Source organism: Pectobacterium colocasium, assembly GCF_020181655.1.
GTDB classification, from domain to species: Bacteria; Pseudomonadota; Gammaproteobacteria; order Enterobacterales; family Enterobacteriaceae; genus Pectobacterium; species Pectobacterium colocasium.
This window is the reverse complement of sequence record NZ_CP084032.1, coordinates 3,813,623-3,832,473: the sequence shown is the minus strand read 5'-3', so window position 1 is coordinate 3,832,473 and position 18,851 is coordinate 3,813,623. Positions and strand designations below refer to the sequence as shown.

Sequence of the window (18,851 nt, the reverse complement as noted above, 5' to 3'; positions counted from 1 at the left end):
GTCCTGAAACTCGAATTATTTAGGATATATATTTTTGTAACAAATATTTCATCAGTGTTAGCACGCTTTTTCAGCACGCGTAAATTTATGATGAGGAGGATTACCTGTCAATTGATTCATTTTATTGGCAATAAATAATCGGTAAAAAAATGATTAAAAATAAGCGTAGGGATAAATAGGGATTATTCTTAAAGAAGTTTTTTAATCAATCAAGTTGACGCTAAGAAGAATCATTTGTTAAGTTTTTTTTATTTTTTCTTTGCGTTAATGAAATTAAATGTTGCCTTGCTGAGGTTTATTCTTTTAATTACCGCTTTTCTTTCATTTTTATTGATGCTGAATTTATTGTAGATCAAATAATGCCATCCGCAGGCCAGATAATGGATCTGGCCTGCAGAGAACGATAATCAGGTTACCGGTGCCGGATTGAAAACGGCCAGGGCGTTATGCAGCCCCCATTGATCGGACCAGGTTTTTTTCTTGCCGCTGGCGATGTCTAGAATGAAGTGAAAAAGCTGCCAGCCCACGTCTTCGATTGTGGTTTCTCCGGTAGCAATCGTACCAGCATCAATATCCATCAGATCGTGCCAGCGGTTTGCCAATGCAGTGCGGGTTGCCATTTTGATGACGGGCACCGCGAGCAGACCATAGGGCGTACCGCGGCCGGTAGTGAAGACCTGCACGGTGATACCGGAAGCAAGCTGCTGCGTGCCGCACACGAAGTCACTGGCGGGCGTTGCGGCGTAAATCAGCCCACGTTTGGTTGGGCGTTGACCGGGTGACAGAACTTCGACAATAGCGCTGGTGCCAGATTTGGCGATGGAACCGAGCGCTTTTTCCACCACGTTCGCCAGACCTCCTTTTTTATTGCCTGGTGAGGGGTTGGCGCTACGATCGGTCTGGCCGCTGTCGAGGTAATTATCGTACCAGGCCATTTCTTCCAGCAGACGTTTACCGACTTCTTCATTGATGGCGCGCGGTGTTAACAGATGAATGGCGTCGCGGACTTCAGTCACTTCGGAGAACATAACGGTTGCGCCGCAGCGAACCAGCAGATCGGATGCAAAACCGACGGCTGGGTTAGCGGTGACGCCAGAGAAAGCATCGCTGCCGCCACACTGCATGCCGACAACCAATTCTGAGGCCGGACAGGTTTCACGCTGACGTTTGTTTAGCCGTTGCAGGTGTTTGTCTGCCATCGTCAGGATGTCATCCACCATCGAGCGGAAACCCACGTGGTGTTCATCCTGCAAACGGACAATACTACTGTCATCAAGCGAGATAGCCTGTACGTCTGATGTCCCTTCGAGCAGGCGCTCCGGCTGTAATTTTTCACAACCCAGGCCGACAACCAGAATTTCACCGCCAAAATTCGGGTTTAGCGCCAGGTTGTGAATGGTGCGAATAGGAACGACCGCCGCAGGCGCATTGATTGCCACGCCACAGCCGTAGAGGTGGTTGAGTGCCACCACGCCATCCACATTGGGATAGTTAGGCAGTAAATCGCGCTCGATAATTTTGACGACGTAGTCCACCACGCCGGCGACGCAGTGCACACTGGTGCTAATGCCCAGCAGATTTTTCGTGCCTACGCTGCCATCGGCATTGCGGTAGCCCTCAAAGGTGTAGCCTTCCAGCGAAGGAAGAGAGGGGGGGACTTTAGTCGCCAGTGGCAGGGTGTCCAGCGCGGGAGCCTGAGGCAGCTCGACTAAAGATTCATCAATCCAGCTTCCTTTAGGAATATCGCGTAGCGCATACCCGATAATTTCACCATAGCGGATAATGGCGCCTGATTTGGCGATATCAACAAGGGCAACTTTGTGGCCCTGCGGAACATGTTCAATTAATTCCAGATTATCATTAAAACGGGTTCCGGCATGTAAGCCATTATTATTAACAACAATGGCAACATTATCAGAATCGTGGACCTTAATATAAAGTGGCTGCTCTTGTGCAGCATTACTTTCTGATTTATCTGACATGATGCAAGCCTTTATTATTGGTTTGGCAGAAACGCCGTGGTAGTGATTACCACGCTATTACTTCATTGCTCGCTAACGAGTATACGTGAGGTTCTCTTCTCGTACATTATGCAATTGACCTAAGTCCGGGCTTTTTGTTCCTGATTTATCAGGCGAAGACCCAGTTTTTGGTGAGTTTGATCACATTCTGCTGGCGTGTGGTTTTTACGGAGGAAATGAAAATAATGTGTAGGAATGTAAAAAGAGAATAGCGGCATTTTTCGTGAAATACCTCGCACTATATAGGGCAAGTGCACCAACATATTCAAAAGGACATTTTTAATGTTGGGCTTTTATCTAGTGAGCGGTCAGTAGGTAAAAATTATAATGATCTGGCGAGTTGAAGATGTCAGCTAATTACTCTGAAGCTATATAGCCTGGCTATTCGCAAAAAAAATAAAAATGGGAATTTAACTATACCCTAAATAATTCGAGTTTCAGGTAGGCGGCAAGATAAGGAATCCCGATGAACTTACTTAGGTAAGTGATTCGGGTGAGTGAACGCAGCCAACACACATGTAACTTGAAGTATGACGGGGATATCCACTGATCTTCATTCTGATAACCCTACACGTTATCTGTTATTCGGAATGAATGAGCGAACCGCGATTGAAGCAGGAGTTCATCATGAATACAGTAAGCTCAGCAGCTGGCGCGATACAAAAGAGAACAAACGCCCGCTACTGGATTGTCGTGATGTTGTTTATCGTCACGTCATTTAACTATGGCGACCGCGCCACTATCTCGATAGCGGGCTCTGCCATGTCAAAAGATATTGGCCTGGATGCCGTCGGTATGGGGTATATCTTCTCCGCGTTTTCCTGGGCTTATGTTATCGGCCAAATCCCTGGTGGTTGGCTACTTGATCGCTTTGGTTCAAAACGTGTCTACTTCTGGAGTATTTTTACCTGGTCACTCTTCACGTTGCTGCAAGGGTTCGTCGATCTCTTTCCTACCACGGCATCTATTGTCATTGCACTGTTCTTATTGCGCTTTATGGTGGGGATTTGTGAATCGCCTTCTTTCCCTGGCAACAGCCGTATCGTTGCAGCCTGGTTCCCGGCGCAGGAGCGTGGTACTGCGGTAGCGATCTTTAACTCCGCACAATATTTTGCGACGGTAATTTTTGCTCCTATCATGGGGTGGCTGGTGCACGCTGTTGGTTGGTCGCACGTATTCTGGTTCATGGGCGGATTGGGGATCATCCTCAGTTTCATCTGGTTGAAAGTCATCCACGATCCCAAAGATCATCCTGGGGTTAATCAGGCTGAATTGGACTATATCGAAGCGGGTGGCGCGTTGATTAATATGGACGTGGCATCGAATAAAGCGAAAGTTCCATCAGCAGAGAAATGGTTCCAAATTAAGCAACTGCTGACTTCTCGTATGATGATCGGTATTTATCTGGGCCAATACTGTATTAACGCACTGACTTACTTCTTTATCACCTGGTTTCCTGTGTATCTGGTTCAGGCTAGGGGTATGTCAATTCTGAAAGCAGGCTTTGTCGCTTCTGTCCCTGCAATCTGCGGTTTTGTGGGGGGAGTCTTGGGAGGCGTGATTTCCGATTATTTAATGCGCCGAACTAACTCTCTGACCTTTGCGCGTAAAACGCCGATTGTTCTTGGTATGTTGCTCTCTATGTCGATGGTTATTTGTAACTATGTCTCGACAGAGTGGGTGGTGATTGCTGTAATGGCGTTAGCGTTCTTCGGTAAAGGTATTGGTGCGCTGGGCTGGGCGGTCATGGCGGATACTGCGCCAAAAGAGATCAGTGGCCTGAGTGGTGGCTTGTTTAACATGTTTGGCAATATCTCTGGCATCGTAACCCCGATTGCTATCGGGTATATCGTAGGGATGACTGGCTCTTTTAATGGTGGCTTAGTTTATGTCGGTATTCATGCTGCCTTTGCTATCATCAGCTATCTGTTTATTGTGCAAAATATTAAACGTATCGAATTGAAGCCGTTTGTTAAATAACGCATCCGAATTCGGGCAGTAACATAAAACACCGCGCTATCAGGATGGTAGCGCGGTGTTTTGCTATTATACTTTTTCCCATTTTTCTTATGAAAAATAGGGCGTTTTTCATTCCTGAAATCTGACCGCTGTACCATGTATTTTGTGGGCTGTAAGGCGGAAATTCGCTTTCCCCGGTTTTCGTGAAACACCTCCCATTGCCCTGTGATAATGACATATTTAATCTGCATTTCGGCAGGGAATGCTGTGCTATTGCCCAATGAGTTGTGAAATAAGAAAACTTATACTTTTTCCTGAGGTTGGTAAGGCGGTGCGGATTATCAGACCGCCTTCTTAACTGGTTTATTCCGGTATCGGGACAGTAATAACCTGTTTTTATTCTGACAATCTTACAAGCCCTACAAGCATTGTTCATTTCAACTCAGAGTAAAAACCAGGTTGCGCTAAAGAGTAGGAAAACAACATGAAATTATCTACTGGTGCACCATCTGCTTTTTATTTCTGTATGGCTGAATTATTTTCATCGGCCGCAACGTGCTCCTGCGTTTTGGCAAACATCGGAAATCTAAGCGTAAACCCTGTGCGCGCCACTCGTGACGGGAGTCTGTAATGACAAACTTTTCAGCGACCCCTGTAATTACCGACATGAAAGTTATCCCCGTCGCGGGCTATGACAGCATGTTGCTGAACATCGGCGGCGCACATGGTGCTTATTTTACGCGTAACCTCGTCATTTTAACCGACAGCGCCGGGCATACCGGTGTGGGCGAAGCGCCCGGCGGTGAAGTCATTTACAACACGCTGGTTGAGGCGATTCCCCGCGTGAAAGGCGAAAAAATCGCCCGCATGAACCGTCTGGTTCATGACATTCATGTCGGCAACCAGTCTTCTGATTTTGATTCCTTCGGCAAAGGCGCCTGGACGTTTGAGCTGCGAGTGAATGCGGTCGCGGCGCTCGAAGCGGCGCTGCTCGATCTGCTGGGACAATTTATGGGTGTCCCCGTTGCCGAGCTGCTGGGACCGGGGAAACAGCGTGATGACGTCACCGTGCTCGGTTATCTGTTCTATATAGGCGATCGCACGAAGACGGATTTACCTTACTTATCCGGTGAGAAAGTATCCGGTGAGAAAGGCAAGCACGAGTGGTATCACCTGCGTCACCAGCAGGCGATGGACAGCGAGGCGATTGTGCGTTTGGCCGAAGCCACCACTGACCGCTATGGATTTAAAGATTTCAAACTCAAAGGCGGCGTATTGCCCGGCGAGCAGGAAATCGATGCCGTGAAGGCGCTGAAGAAACGTTTCCCAGATGCCCGCATTACCGTCGATCCAAACGGGGCCTGGCTGTTGGATGAAGCGATCGCGTTGTGCAAAGACATGAAGGGGATTCTGACCTATGCGGAAGACCCTTGCGGTGCTGAACAAGGTTTCTCCGGTCGCGAAGTGATGGCGGAATTCCGTCGTGCCACTGGGTTGCCAGTCGCGACCAACATGATAGCCACCAACTGGCGCGAAATGAACCATGCCGTGATGCTACAGGCGGTCGATATTCCGCTGGCCGATCCGCATTTCTGGACGATGCACGGTGCGGTGCGCGTCGCCCAACTGTGTGATGAGTGGGGGCTGACGTGGGGCTGCCATTCCAATAACCACTTTGATGTTTCGCTGGCGATGTTCACGCACGTGGGGGCGGCGGCACCGGGTAACCCGACGGCGATTGATACGCACTGGATCTGGCAGGAAGGGCAGCACCTGACCAAAGAGCCGCTGCAAATCGTTAACGGCAAAATTAAGGTACCGGAACGGCCCGGCCTGGGGATTGAGCTGGATATGGCACAGGTGATGAAAGCCCACGATCTGTACAAAAAATTACCGAGTGGGGCACGCAACGATGCCGTCGCCATGCAGTATCTGATTCCTGGTTGGAAATTTGACCGCAAACGCCCGGTTTTTGGCCGCTAACCCGACATAAAAAATGAGAGAGAAAGGATAAGAAAATGACATTGCAAAATTCAACGCCGGTTATTACCCACATGCAGGTTATTCCGGTTGCAGGTCACGACAGTATGCTGCTCAACCTGAGCGGCGCACATGCACCTTATTTCACTCGCAACATTGTGATTCTGAAAGATAACGCCGGGCATACCGGTGTCGGTGAAATTCCCGGCGGTGAGAAAATCCGCCAGACGCTGGAAGACGCCGCTGTGCTGGTCGTGGGCAAAACGCTGGGTGAGTACAAGAATGTGATGACGGCCGTGCGTGAGCAGTTTGCCGACCGTGATTCCTCCGGGCGCGGCTTGCAGACGTTCGATCTGCGTACCACTATCCATGTCGTCACGGGGATAGAAGCCGCGATGCTCGATCTGCTGGGGCAGTTCCTCAATGTCAGCGTGGCCTCGCTGCTGGGTGACGGCCAACAGCGTGATGCCGTTGAGATGCTGGGTTATCTGTTCTACATCGGCGATCGCAATAAAACCGATTTGCCTTACCAGAGCCAGGTTAACGAGAAATGCGACTGGTACCGTCTGCGTCACGAAGAAGCGCTGACGCCAGAAACCATCGTACGTCTGGCTGAGGCGGCGTATGAAAAATACGGCTTCAACGATTTCAAACTGAAAGGCGGCGTACTGGCCGGTAGCGAAGAGGCCGAAGCGGTTACCGCGCTGGCGAAACGCTTCCCGCAGGCGCGCATCACGCTGGATCCGAACGGAGCCTGGTCGCTGGATGACGCCATCGGTCTGGGCAAACAGTTGCGCGGCGTGCTGGCCTATGCAGAGGATCCGTGCGGCGCGGAACAAGGTTTCTCCGGCCGTGAAGTCATGGCTGAGTTCCGCCGTGCGACGGGGTTGCCGACGGCAACCAACATGATCGCCACTGACTGGCGGCAGATGGGGCACACCATTTCACTGCAATCGGTCGATATCCCGCTGGCCGATCCGCACTTCTGGACAATGCAAGGGTCTGTACGTGTCGCGCAAATGTGCCACGAATGGGGCTTAACCTGGGGTTCTCACTCCAATAACCATTTTGATATTTCACTGGCCATGTTTACCCAGGTTGCCGCTGCGGCACCGGGCAAGATTACGGCGATTGATACGCACTGGATCTGGCAGGAAGGCAACCAGCGTCTGACGAAAGAACCGTTGCAGATTGTTGGCGGTATGGTGGAAGTGCCGAAGAAACCGGGTCTGGGCATCGAACTGGATATGGATCAGGTGATGAAAGCACACGAACTGTATAAAAACATGGGATTAGGCGCACGTAACGACGCAATGGGAATGCAGTACCTTATTCCTGAGTGGACGTTTGATAATAAACGTCCGTGTCTGGTTCGCTAACGTTCTGATTTTCCGTTTTTTGAGCGCGCCGCTTCAGGCAGGCGGCGCTGGAATGACCGAGGATAAAAAATGAAGACTCCGCTGTTACCTAACCGTTTTCGCCAAGATTTGCAGCAGGGCAAAACGTTGATTGGCTGCTGGTGTGCGTTGGGCAACCCGATTTCCACTGAAGTGCTGGGACTGGCGGGATTCGACTGGCTGGTGCTGGATGGCGAGCATGCGCCTAACGATATCGTGACGTTTATTCCTCAGCTGATGGCGCTGAAAGGCAGCCACAGCGCGCCTGTCGTTCGTCCGCCGTGCAATGAGCCGATCGTTATCAAACGCTTGTTGGATATTGGGTTCAATAACTTCCTGATTCCCTTTGTGGAAACGGCGGAAGAAGCCGCTCGTGCAGTGGCGTCAACCCGCTATCCGCCAGCGGGTATCCGCGGTGTTTCCGTGGCGCACCGTAGCAACTCTTATGGTACGGAACCGGACTATTTCGCCAAGATTAACGACAACATTACTGTCGTGGTGCAAATCGAAAGTCAGGACGGCCTCGACAATCTGGATGCGATTATCGCGGTCGATGGCGTAGATGGCGTGTTTGTTGGCCCGAGCGACCTGTCTGCGGCGCTGGGCTATCTCGGTCAGCCTAACCATCCTGACGTGCAGAAAGCGATTCGCCACATCTTTGATCGTGCCGCGGCGCATAACAAACCCTGTGGCATTTTGGCACCGGTTGAAGCCGATGCTCGTCGCTATCTGGAATGGGGCGCAAGCTTTGTCGCGGTTGGTAGCGATCTGGGTGTGTTCCGCAGCGCGACACAGGCGCTGAGCGACAAGTACAAGAAGTAATTCAGACCGTTGACAAACCTATTTACGGAACGAGAACGATGGTAATGGGATAGAAGAGTAAAGCGTCCGCGCCAGGGATGGCGCTGCTCGAGCTTACAGGGACGTACTTGCAGCGTCTTTACGATCTACCCATTACCATTGCTCGGTGTATTTTGTCAGCAAATTCAGTCATTCCGCCGCGAATTGGACCCGCCATGATGCGGGCCATCGTGAATTGAAGTGATATCTACATCAGACAATGAGGTTAGGGCGATGAAAATTGGTTTTATTGGATTGGGCATCATGGGAAAACCGATGAGTAAAAATCTGCTAAAAGCAGGTTACTCATTAGTCGTGATGGATAGAAATCTGGACGCGGTTGCGGAAGTCGTGGCAGCAGGCGCAACGGCGGCTGAAACGCCGAAACAGGTTGCGGAACAGAGCGACGTTATCATCACCATGTTGCCTAACTCTCCACACGTTAAAGACGTGGTGCTGGGTGAAAACGGCGTCATCGACGGCGCGCGTGCCGGAAGCATTGTGGTGGATATGAGTTCAATCGCACCGCTTGCCAGCCGTGAAATTGCTACCGCACTGGCGGCGAAAGAGATCGCCATGCTGGATGCGCCGGTCAGCGGCGGTGAACCCAAAGCCATCGACGGCACGTTGTCTGTTATGGTGGGCGGCGACAAGGCGCAGTTTGACCGCTGTTTTGAGGTACTGAAATCGATGGCGGGCTCCGTGGTTCATACCGGTGATATTGGTGCGGGCAACGTGACCAAACTGGCGAACCAGGTGATTGTGGCGCTGAACATTGCCGCCATGTCGGAAGCGCTGGTACTGGCAACAAAAGCCGGGGTTAACCCAGATCTGGTGTATCAGGCAATCCGCGGCGGGTTGGCGGGCAGTACCGTGCTGGATGCGAAAGCGCCGATGGTGATGGATCGTAACTTTAAACCGGGTTTCCGCATCGACCTGCATATCAAAGATTTGGCGAACGCGCTGGATACCTCACACGGTGTTGGCGCACAGCTGCCGTTAACGGCGGCGGTGATGGAAATGATGCAGGCGCTGAAAGCGGACAATCTGGGATCGGCTGACCACAGTGCGTTGGCATGCTACTACGAGAAACTGGCCAAAGTGGAAGTTACGCGATAAGCCGTGAAGCGATAGTCACGAGGCTGGCACAGGATGCCAGCCGACTGGCAGATAATCATTCTGATCTATCCAATAGATTTCAGGATCTGCTGCCCTGAAAGCTGGTGGGTATAAGCGCCGTTTCATGAGCGCGCGGATTATTGATGCAATCGGAACGTTGATGAAATCGGATCGTTTATGAAAATAGTGATCGCACCGGATTCTTATAAAGAAAGCCTGTCTGCACAAGATGTTGCTACGCAGATTGAAAAGGGATTTCGCGAAATATTTCCCGATGCCTGCTATGTCAAATTACCTGTTGCAGATGGTGGGGAAGGCACAGTTGAAGCGATGGTCGCCGCGACCAATGGCAAGATTGTGAATGTTAACGTGACAGGGCCGTTAGGCGATAGCATCGACGCGTTCTTTGGCCTGTCTGGCGATGAAAAAACGGCGTTTATTGAGATGGCGGCGGCAAGCGGGCTGGAGCGAGTCCCTTCGCAGCAGCGTAATCCGTTAAAGACAACCAGCTATGGCACGGGTGAACTGATTCGCTGCGCATTAGATCACGGCATCCGGCACTGCATCATCGGGATTGGCGGAAGCGCAACCAATGATGGCGGATCGGGCATGGTGCAGGCGCTGGGCGCGAAGCTGCTGGATAAACAGGGCGAGCAGATCGGTTTTGGCGGTGGTGAGCTCGACAAACTCGCTCGCATTGACATCAGTGAGTTGGATGAACGTATTAAAGGCTGTCGTTTTGAAGTGGCTTGCGATGTGACCAACCCGCTGACGGGGAAACAGGGTGCATCGGCGATTTTTGGCCCTCAGAAAGGAGCGACTGCGGAGATGATTGAGCAGTTGGATAATGCGCTGAAGCATTATGCGGCGGTGATTCGCCACGATCTGGATATGGACGTGGAACACGTTCCCGGCGCGGGCGCGGCGGGCGGCATGGGCGCGGCGCTACAGGCGTTTTGCGGCGCTGAACTGCGTCAGGGAATCGAGATTGTCACGGAAGCGTTGGGGCTGGATGAACTGGTACGCGATGCCACACTGGTGATTACCGGGGAAGGTCGCATCGACAGCCAGACGATCCACGGTAAAGTGCCGATTGGCGTGGCGCGGGTCGCCAAACACTATAATAAACCGGTGATTGGTATTGCAGGCAGCCTGACAGCAGACGTCGGTGTGGTACATGAACATGGTCTGGACGCGGTATTCAGCGTGCTTTACAACATCTGCTCACTAGAAGAAGCGCTGGATAATGCGGCAGAGAATGTGAGGATGACGGCACGTAATATCGCCGCCACGATCCGGTTGGCGCAGTCTGTGTCGCGCTGAGCGCTATCGTGATGCGGTGGCGCTACGGTTAATCAGCGCCTTTTATCTACACGTTTTTATGCAGATGCGGAGGCGGTTTCGTGCGCTCGTCCCTTAAACGTTCAGCGTTAGGTTCTCCCTCTGTCAGGCTGCTGTTTCTTATACTAATGCAGCGACATTGTGGGTTTTGCCGTTATCCGGCGTAAAAAATTATGCTGAGGAGATAGCTGGCTTCGGATGAGCCGCAGGACGCGGCGAAAGCTTGCGCCACGTCGGGAACGTGTCGCAAGCGGTCCGTAAAGCCAGATACCGACGAAGGCCCCGCGTTAGCGGCATAATTCCCGCCAAAAAGCCTGGGGTCACGGGGCGAGCGGCGCTTGAGCCGTCCCGTGTCGGGCGCGTGCTGCGGAGGAGCATGGAATAGCCATATTGTAAGCGCACGAAACTGTCTCCACAGCCACATAAAATATGACGTGGGGATATTAATTACGAATGCATAGGTTTGATATGCGGCTGGGCGGCTTTGTTGACGTTGTCGATTTCGTCCAGTAGCTCCAGCCATTCGGGTTCTAGATCGCCGGCGTGAACGCCTTTACGCAACTGCTGCTCCAGATAGCGGCAAATGCGTTTCAGACGCGGGACGCCGCTGTAGCTGCAACTGCCGTGCAGTTTATGCACCAGCTCAATAATGTTGTCATCTGTTTGACCTTCCAGCACCTTTTCTATTTTCTGCTGAACCTCCGGTAAGAAATCCAGCAGCATTTGCAGCAGGTCACGCGCCAATTCCGGCTTGTTGGCCGCCTGTTGCTGCGCCAGCGCCCAGTCGAGAGACAGTTGGCTATCGTCGTGCTCGCTCAGTAAACCTGTCATATCGGCTCGATCGTGCTTCAGTGGATCCTTCCGCGCATGGCGCGTTAGCACGCTTTTCAGCATCTGTTCGTCTATCGGTTTAGCCAGATAGTCATCCATACCTGAACGCAGCAGATGCTCACGTTCACCCGTCATGGTTTGTGCCGTCACTGCGATGATGGGCGTGGTGGCATGATGGGGGATATAGCGGATCCGCTCACTAGCGCAAATGCCGTCCATCCCCGGCATCTGAATGTCCATGAGGATAATGTCGAACGGGTTTAGCTTCGCCTGTGCAATCGCATCTTGCCCACTTTCGCACAGAATAATCGTCTCGACCTGCTCTTCCAGCAGTGTGCCGATCAGTTTCAGATTCGCAGGGTTGTCATCCACCGCCATCACGCTCAGCGGCAGACGAGCCGGATGACGTATGGCACTCGGGTGAGAGGCGGTGTCGTCCGGCAGGAAAGAGAGCTGGAACAGCGTGCTGTCCTGTAACAGCGGCAGCAGGCGCGATGCCGCGAGCGGTTTGCTCAGGCATGCATGTACGCCGAAGGTTTTCAGCTGTTCGGCATCCATTTGCGCCAGACTGGGCAGCGCCAAAATCACACAGGGGGCGCGACGGCAGATATCACGCAGTCTGGGCGTGTAGTCGAGCAGTGTGTTGCGATATTGCACGGGAATGCCGAGCAGCAGGATATCGAACTCTCCCTCAGGCAGTTGCTCAAACGTCGGGCTGTAGCTCACGATGAGCGGCGTCTGATTCAAAATATCCAGCGTGGCCTGCGCGGCGATGGGATGATACTCGACGTAGGCCAGATGTTTGCCTTGCAGCATCGTATAAGCCGGTTCTGTCGGTATGGCGTGCGGGTTGAGCGGTAGCGTGATGTGGAACCAGAAGGTCGATCCCTTGTTGAGCTGGCTCTGGAAACTGATATCGCCGCCCATCTCTTTGACCAGACGTTGGGTGATGACCAGCCCGAGTCCCGTGCCGCCATGACGGCGTGAAATACTGGTATCGGCTTGGCGGAATGCCTGAAACAGCTGCGATTGCTGCAACTCGGCAATGCCGATGCCGGTATCGCGTATTTGCACTTCTAGCTGAACCTGATGATGTTCCTGTCGACGCTTCTCTACCCGAATATCAATGTTGCCCTGCTCGGTAAATTTAATCGCGTTGCCCAGCAGGTTGGTGATGATTTGCTGTATCCGCAGTGGATCGCCGACAAACTGTTCGGGCACGTCATTCTGAATGCTGAGCGTCAGCTCCAATCCTTTTTCATGTGCCGTATGCGCCAGCAGCATCACAACATCGTCCAGCGTGCTGTGCAGGGAGAACGGAATATCCTCCAGCACCAGTTTGCCGGCCTCCAGCTTTGAGAAATCCAGCACATCGTTAATGATGTTCAGCAGGTTATTAGCGGAACGTTCGATGGTAAGCAGATAGTCAGTTTGTGTGGTGTTCAGCGGTGTTTTCAACGTCTGGCGAGTGAAACCGATCACGCCATTCAGCGGCGTTCTCAGTTCGTGTGACATATTGGCCAGAAACTCAGACTTGATGCGTGCCGCTTCCTGCGCCCGCTTTTTGGCCAGATCCAGTTCGACGTTCTGGATCTCCATCTGCTCCAGCGTTTCCCGCAGATCGTAAGTCGCCTGATCGATATTTTGCTGCATTTCCTCATGGTAGGCGGTTAGCGACATAGCCATTGAGTTGATGCCGTTTTTCAGCATGTCCAACTCGCCTAGCATGTACCCTTCTACCCGGCTATCCAACTGCCCGCGACGGATGCGATCGACGGTCTCAACCATATTACGGATCGGGGTCGTGACATCCCGCATCAGACGATAGGCAAAGAGAACGGCGGCACCCAACGATAACAACAACAAGAGCGCGGCGATGAAGATTTCCTGATACTGCTGAAGCCGAATGGCGCTGGTGTCCAGTTCGATCACCAGATAGCCGAGAGGGGTGGCGGTGCCGGGCAGTGCGGGCACAGTGCCGGCTGGCATAAATTCGCTGTCATTGGTGATCGGCATGTGCAGAACCAGCGCGTCGTTCGTGTAGTGCAGGTGCAATTTGTTGTAGGAAGGTGCATCGCTGCTGATCGGCTGCAATGTCACGTTGTTGCGTACGTTGGTGGTGGCCAGGAGCTGATTGCGCGCATCGAACACGCTAATGGTACGAATAATCGCAGAGTGGCGGCGATGGAGCGTATTGATTAATGCTGGAATCGTGTCCATCTGGCGATGGGTAATTGCGTAAGCGCTGATGGTTGCCAGCGGTTCAATGATGCTGGTGCCCGAGTCGGCCAATTGTGACTGCAACTGATTGTAACGGTGGATAACGAAGAACGAACTGAGCAACAGCCCGATCATCAGCGTCGGTGCCAAAATCAGTATCAACATCCGTGCACGAAGACTGTATTTGGTCATGGGGTTCCAATGTGGGAGAATTAGAGGATGCCAGGCACCCTATTATTTAATTTAGTTACCGGGTACTGCCACTGCCGTTCAACTCAAGAGAAAAATCGATAGTACATTATGGCGCAATTCTACTCTCCAAACCGGCGTGTGACGACCCGGAAAGCGATTCCTGCTAAGAACCTCACTGTTACGGTCACGTCACTTGATCCGTTTGGGCAGGGAGTAGCGCGTCACGAAGGCAAGACGGTGTTTGTCACGGGGGTACTGCCGGGAGAGCAGGCTGAGGTTCAACTGACGGAAGAGAAACGCCAGTTTTCGCATGCAAAACTGAAACGTCTTCTGACGCACAGCCCGCAGCGCGTAGAGCCGCAGTGCCCGCATTTTACCCGCTGCGGCGGCTGCCAGCAGCAGCACGCGGACATCACGCTGCAACAGAGCAGCAAAACGGCTGCATTAATGCGTTTGATGACGCGGGAAACAGGTGTTGAGCTGCCTGACGCCTCGCTGATTGCCGGCACACCTTATGCCTATCGGAGGCGCGCGCGGCTTGCGTTATACTTTCAGACAAAAGAGCAACGTCTGTTGATGGGCTATCGGCAATCCAATTCTCACGATCTGGTGGATATCAAAGCCTGTACGGTGTTGCGCCCAGAGCTTGAAGCGCTGCTGCAACCGCTGCGCGATTGCCTGAACCGATTAAAGGCGGTGAAGCGTCTTGGGCATGTGGAACTGGTGCAGGCGGAAAATGGCCCGCTGCTGGTGCTGAGGCACCTTGATCCGCTGCATTCATCGGATGAACAGGCGCTGCGAGATTTTGCCCGGCAGCAGGGCGTCTCGGTTTACCTGGCGCCGGATGCTGATTCGCTGACGTGTCTGCACGGCGAAGAGCCGGTTTATCAGGTCGCTGGGCTGACGCTCGCTTTTAGCCCGCGCGATTTTATTCAGGTCAATGACGCGGTCAATCAGCAGATGGTTTCACAGGCGCTGGCGTGGTTGGATGTGCAACCGCAGGATAGAATATTAGATCTGTTTTGCGGCATGGGTAACTTCACGTTGCCGCTGGCACAGCGCGCCGCCAGCGTCGTTGGCGTTGAAGGGGTGACCGCGCTGGTAGAGAAAGGGCGCGAGAATGCCCGACGCAACACGCTGTCCAATGTCACATTTTTTCACCAAAATCTTGAAGATGACGTCACACAGCAGCCGTGGGCGGCTCAGGGTTTTGATAAGATATTACTTGATCCGGCACGTGCGGGCGCGGCAGGCGTGATGGAACAGATAACCCGACTGGCACCTGAGCGGGTGGTCTATGTTTCCTGTAATGCCACGACGCTAGCGCGCGACAGCAAAGTGTTATTGGCAGCTGGTTTTAGACTGGCGAATGTCGCGATGCTGGATATGTTTCCACATACCGGGCACCTTGAATCGATGGCACTGTTTTTGCACGATACCGGCACGCGAAAGGCGTCATAGGCTGCAAAGCGGCGTCGTTTGCAAGGTGAAGGGTAACGTAGGGAGAAATTATGGTTGCGGTAAGAAGTGCGCATTTGAATACGGCAGGTGAATTTGTCCCTGACGCGTGGATTGCTTCGCTGGGTATTGCCAGCCAGCAGTCGTGTGAACGTTTAGCCGAAACCTGGCGTTACTGTGAGCAGCAAACGCACGATCACGCCGATGCATCGCTGCTGCTGTGGCGCGGCATTGAAATGGTGGAAATCCTGTCCACGCTCAGTATGGACAATGACAGCATGCGCGCGGCGCTGCTCTTTCCACTGGCGGATGCGGGCGTGGTCGATGAAGCGACGCTGGAAGCCGCGTTTGGTAAAAACATCGTTGATTTGGTGCATGGCGTGCGCGATATGGATGCAATTCGCCAGCTCAAAGCGACGCAGAATGACTCTGGCGCGTCTGAGCAGGTCGATAACATCCGTCGCATGCTGTTGGCGATGGTGGAAGATTTCCGCTGCGTCGTGATCAAGCTTGCCGAGCGGATCGCGCATCTGCGTGAAGTGAAGGATGCCCCGGAAGAAGAACGGGTGCTGGCAGCCAAAGAGTGTACCAATATCTACGCGCCGTTGGCGAACCGCCTGGGCATTGGCCAGTTGAAGTGGGAGCTGGAGGATTTCTGCTTCCGCTATCTGCATCCTGATGAATATAAAAAAATCGCCAAGCTGCTGCACGAGCGCCGCATCGATCGCGCGCAGTACATTGACGATTTTGTCAAAACGCTGCGCGATGCGATGAAAGAAGAGGGCGTGCAGGCGGAGATCTACGGCCGTCCCAAACATATCTACAGCATCTGGCGCAAGATGCAGAAAAAAGCGCTGTCGTTCGATGAGCTGTTTGATGTGCGTGCGGTGCGTATTGTCGTCGAACGTTTGCAGGACTGCTATGGGGCGCTGGGTATCGTGCATACCCACTATCGCCATTTGCCGGACGAATTTGACGATTACGTTGCCAACCCGAAACCAAACGGCTATCAGTCCATTCACACCGTGGTGTTAGGGCCGGGTGGGAAGACGCTTGAAATCCAGATTCGCACGCGCCAGATGCATGAAGATGCCGAGCTGGGCGTGGCGGCACACTGGAAATACAAAGAAGGCACCTCCGTGGGCGGGCGCTCCGGCTATGAAGGCCGCATTGCCTGGCTGCGTAAACTGCTTGCCTGGCAAGAAGAGGTGGCTGATTCGAACGACGTGCTGGATGAGGTTCGCAGTCAGGTATTTGACGACCGTGTGTATGTCTTTACGCCGAAAGGCGATGTGGTGGATCTTCCGGCCGGTTCCACGCCGCTGGATTTCGCTTATCACATCCACAGCGATATCGGGCACCGTTGCATCGGGGCGAAAATCGGCGGACGTATTGTGCCGTTTACCTACCAGTTGCAAATGGGCGATCAGATTGAAATCATCACCCAGAAGCAGCCAAACCCAAGCCGTGACTGGCTGAACCCGAATCTGGGGTATATCACCACCAGCCGTGGACGTTCCAAGATCCAGAACTGGTTCCGCAAGCAGGATCGCGACAAGAATATTCTGGCGGGACGGCAGATTCTGGATGACGAGCTGGCGCATCTGGGGATCAGCCTGAAAGCGGCGGAGAAATTGCTGCTGCCGCGCTATAACGTGAATTCGCTGGATGAACTACTGGCTGCTATCGGCGGCGGCGATGTTCGTCTGAACCAGATGGTGAATTTCCTGCAATCGCAGTTAAAACAGCCGAGCGCGGAAGAACTGGATCGTGAAGCGCTGCGCCAGCTGACGCAGAAATCGCATCAGCCGCCAGTACGCAGTAATAATAAAGATAACGGTCGTGTGGTCGTGGAAGGCGTCGGTAACCTGATGCACCATATCGCGCGCTGCTGCCAGCCGATTCCGGGCGACGAGATCACCGGATTTATCACGCGTGGTCGTGGGATTTCGATTCACCGCGCGGACTGCGAACAGTTGGATGAACTGCGCGCCAGTTCGCCGGAGCGGATTGTGGACGCGGTATGGGGCGAAAGCTACTCCAGCGGTTATTCGCTGGTGGTGAGGGTGATTGCCAACGATCGCAGTGGCCTGTTGCGAGATATCACCACAATTCTGGCGAATGAGAAGGTCAATGTACTGGGCGTCGCCAGCCGCAGCGACACCAAACAGCAACTGGCAACGATTGACATGGATATCGAGATCTACAACCTGCAAGTACTGAGCCGCATTCTGGCGAAGCTCAACCAACTGCCGGATGTGATTGATGCGCGGCGCCAGCAGGGAGCGTAAATGATGGTTTCACCATCAGCCAGTTGAAAACCTTGTGCGGGTGTGGTGAAAAGTTTCGTGCGTGATTAGCCGTATTGTTTTTTGTGGCACCAGAGCCACGCCCGACTGAGGGATGCTCAGGTGCCGCATCCCTCAGAACCCTGGCTTTTGGCGAGAATTGTGCCGCGTTGCGGTTCCTTCGATGAACATGTCCGCTGTCGAGCCACCTGTGACGCGTTCCTGACGCGGCACAGGCTTTCGCCGCGTCCGTGCGGCTCACTCGGCGGTCATGTGCATCTCAGCACAATTTTTTACGCCGTTGAAATGAAAATAGTGATGTCTTTTCGCTTTTTAGCCGAAGTTGGCTTCTGTGTTTTGCTATTTCCACACAAATTTTGCAGGAATATTATGACTTTACCTTTGACGAATGTATCCCCCGTCGAGCGTCTGCTCGCCATCATGAAAACCCTACGCGATCCTGAAAATGGCTGTCCGTGGGACAAGAAGCAGACTTTCGACACCATCGCGCCCTATACGCTGGAAGAAACATACGAAGTGCTGGATGCTATCAGCCGTCAGGATTTTGATGATTTGCGCGGTGAGTTAGGGGATTTGCTGTTTCAGGTGGTGTTTTACGCACAGATGGCGCAGGAAAAGGGCCTGTTCGATTTCTCCGATGTATGTAACGCCATCAGCGATAAGCTGGAACGCCGCCACCCGCATATCTTCGGGGATCTGACGCTGACGGATAGCGATGCCGTGCTGGCAAACTGGGAACAGACCAAAGCGCAGGAACGGGCGGAGAAAGATCGTCATTCGCCGTTGGATGACATTCCTGATGCGCTGCCTGCCTTAATGAAAGCGCAAAAAATTCAGCAGCGTTGTGCCTCTGTTGGCTTCGATTGGGACAGCCTGGGGCCGGTGCTCGATAAAGTTTACGAAGAGATCGACGAGGTGATGTTTGAGGCGCGGCAAGCCGTTGTCGATGAAGAAAAATTAGGTGAAGAGATTGGTGATTTATTGTTCGCTACAGTCAATCTTTCTCGCCATCTGGGACACAAGGCTGAGACGGCGTTACAGGCGGCAAATCGTAAGTTCACTCGACGTTTTCGTGAGGTAGAACAAATCGTTACGGCATCGGGAAAAACGCTGGAACAGGCGACACTGGACGAAATGGAAGCCGCATGGCAGCAGGTGAAAAAACAGGAAATCAGCCATTAATC

At 52.9% G+C, this 18,851-nt stretch carries 11 protein-coding genes; 9 read left to right on the top strand and 2 right to left on the bottom strand.

The window, feature by feature from the left end; all coding sequences use genetic code 11:
* Nucleotides 1–407: 407 nt before the first annotated feature.
* Nucleotides 408–1,982 carry a galactarate dehydratase gene (garD, locus tag LCF41_RS17355; protein ID WP_225085633.1) on the bottom strand — a complete coding sequence of 525 codons (1,575 nt, stop codon included), beginning with the start codon at nt 1,980–1,982 and terminating at the stop codon, nt 408–410.
* A 666-nt stretch (nt 1,983–2,648) separates the two neighbouring features.
* On the opposite strand from garD, the gene LCF41_RS17350 reads away from it, so the two are divergent.
* From LCF41_RS17350 to LCF41_RS17325, 6 genes are all read left to right on the top strand, one after another.
* A complete protein-coding gene (locus LCF41_RS17350; protein ID WP_225085632.1) occupies nt 2,649–4,001 on the top strand; it encodes an MFS transporter in 1,353 nt (450 codons plus the stop codon).
* A 609-nt stretch (nt 4,002–4,610) separates the two neighbouring features.
* Nucleotides 4,611–5,963 carry a glucarate dehydratase family protein gene (locus tag LCF41_RS17345; protein ID WP_225085631.1) on the top strand — a complete coding sequence of 451 codons (1,353 nt, stop codon included), beginning with the start codon at nt 4,611–4,613 and terminating at the stop codon, nt 5,961–5,963.
* A gap of 35 nt (nt 5,964–5,998) precedes the next feature.
* Complete coding sequence (gudD, locus tag LCF41_RS17340; protein WP_225085630.1) at nt 5,999–7,339, top strand: glucarate dehydratase; 1,341 nt, start codon at nt 5,999–6,001, stop codon at nt 7,337–7,339.
* Nucleotides 7,340–7,408: 69 nt separating this feature from the next.
* Nucleotides 7,409–8,179, top strand: a complete 771-nt coding sequence (gene garL, locus LCF41_RS17335; protein ID WP_225085629.1) for a 2-dehydro-3-deoxyglucarate aldolase — start codon at nt 7,409–7,411, stop codon at nt 8,177–8,179.
* 252 nt (nt 8,180–8,431) lie between these two features.
* Nucleotides 8,432–9,316 (top strand): 2-hydroxy-3-oxopropionate reductase, encoded by an 885-nt coding sequence (garR, locus tag LCF41_RS17330; RefSeq protein ID WP_250160539.1) that lies wholly within the window; start codon nt 8,432–8,434, stop codon nt 9,314–9,316.
* A gap of 177 nt (nt 9,317–9,493) precedes the next feature.
* Entirely contained in the window at nt 9,494–10,639 is a 1,146-nt protein-coding gene (locus LCF41_RS17325) for a glycerate kinase (RefSeq protein WP_225085627.1), read from the top strand.
* 465 nt (nt 10,640–11,104) lie between these two features.
* Here LCF41_RS17325 and barA read toward each other — a convergent pair whose 3' ends face one another.
* The gene (barA, locus tag LCF41_RS17320; protein ID WP_225085626.1) at nt 11,105–13,900 is read right to left on the bottom strand and encodes a two-component sensor histidine kinase BarA; all 2,796 of its coding nucleotides are present in this window, start codon (nt 13,898–13,900) and stop codon (nt 11,105–11,107) included.
* Nucleotides 13,901–14,008: 108 nt separating this feature from the next.
* On the opposite strand from barA, the gene rlmD reads away from it, so the two are divergent.
* The 3 genes from rlmD (at nt 14,009) to mazG (ending at nt 18,849) form a co-directional block, all read left to right on the top strand.
* Nucleotides 14,009–15,361, top strand: coding sequence for a 23S rRNA (uracil(1939)-C(5))-methyltransferase RlmD (gene rlmD / locus LCF41_RS17315; protein WP_225085625.1), 1,353 nt, complete (start codon nt 14,009–14,011; stop codon nt 15,359–15,361).
* Between the two features lie 50 nt (nt 15,362–15,411).
* Complete coding sequence (gene relA, locus LCF41_RS17310; RefSeq protein ID WP_225085624.1) at nt 15,412–17,649, top strand: GTP diphosphokinase; 2,238 nt, start codon at nt 15,412–15,414, stop codon at nt 17,647–17,649.
* A gap of 387 nt (nt 17,650–18,036) precedes the next feature.
* A complete protein-coding gene (gene mazG, locus LCF41_RS17305; RefSeq protein WP_225085623.1) occupies nt 18,037–18,849 on the top strand; it encodes a nucleoside triphosphate pyrophosphohydrolase in 813 nt (270 codons plus the stop codon).
* Nucleotides 18,850–18,851 lie beyond the last annotated feature (2 nt).

What these genes read in the sequence shown, in the direction of transcription:
- garD (WP_225085633.1), bottom strand. Translation starts at nt 1,982, where the DNA reads ATGTCAGATAAATCAGAAAGTAATGCTGCACAAGAGCAGCCACTTTAT.
- gudD (WP_225085630.1), top strand. Translation starts at nt 5,999, where the DNA reads ATGACATTGCAAAATTCAACGCCGGTTATTACCCACATGCAGGTTATT.
- LCF41_RS17350 (WP_225085632.1), top strand. Translation starts at nt 2,649, where the DNA reads ATGAATACAGTAAGCTCAGCAGCTGGCGCGATACAAAAGAGAACAAAC.
- relA (WP_225085624.1), top strand. Translation starts at nt 15,412, where the DNA reads ATGGTTGCGGTAAGAAGTGCGCATTTGAATACGGCAGGTGAATTTGTC.
- LCF41_RS17345 (WP_225085631.1), top strand. Translation starts at nt 4,611, where the DNA reads ATGACAAACTTTTCAGCGACCCCTGTAATTACCGACATGAAAGTTATC.
- rlmD (WP_225085625.1), top strand. Translation starts at nt 14,009, where the DNA reads ATGGCGCAATTCTACTCTCCAAACCGGCGTGTGACGACCCGGAAAGCG.
- garR (WP_250160539.1), top strand. Translation starts at nt 8,432, where the DNA reads ATGAAAATTGGTTTTATTGGATTGGGCATCATGGGAAAACCGATGAGT.
- mazG (WP_225085623.1), top strand. Translation starts at nt 18,037, where the DNA reads ATGACTTTACCTTTGACGAATGTATCCCCCGTCGAGCGTCTGCTCGCC.
- barA (WP_225085626.1), bottom strand. Translation starts at nt 13,900, where the DNA reads ATGACCAAATACAGTCTTCGTGCACGGATGTTGATACTGATTTTGGCA.
- garL (WP_225085629.1), top strand. Translation starts at nt 7,409, where the DNA reads ATGAAGACTCCGCTGTTACCTAACCGTTTTCGCCAAGATTTGCAGCAG.
- LCF41_RS17325 (WP_225085627.1), top strand. Translation starts at nt 9,494, where the DNA reads ATGAAAATAGTGATCGCACCGGATTCTTATAAAGAAAGCCTGTCTGCA.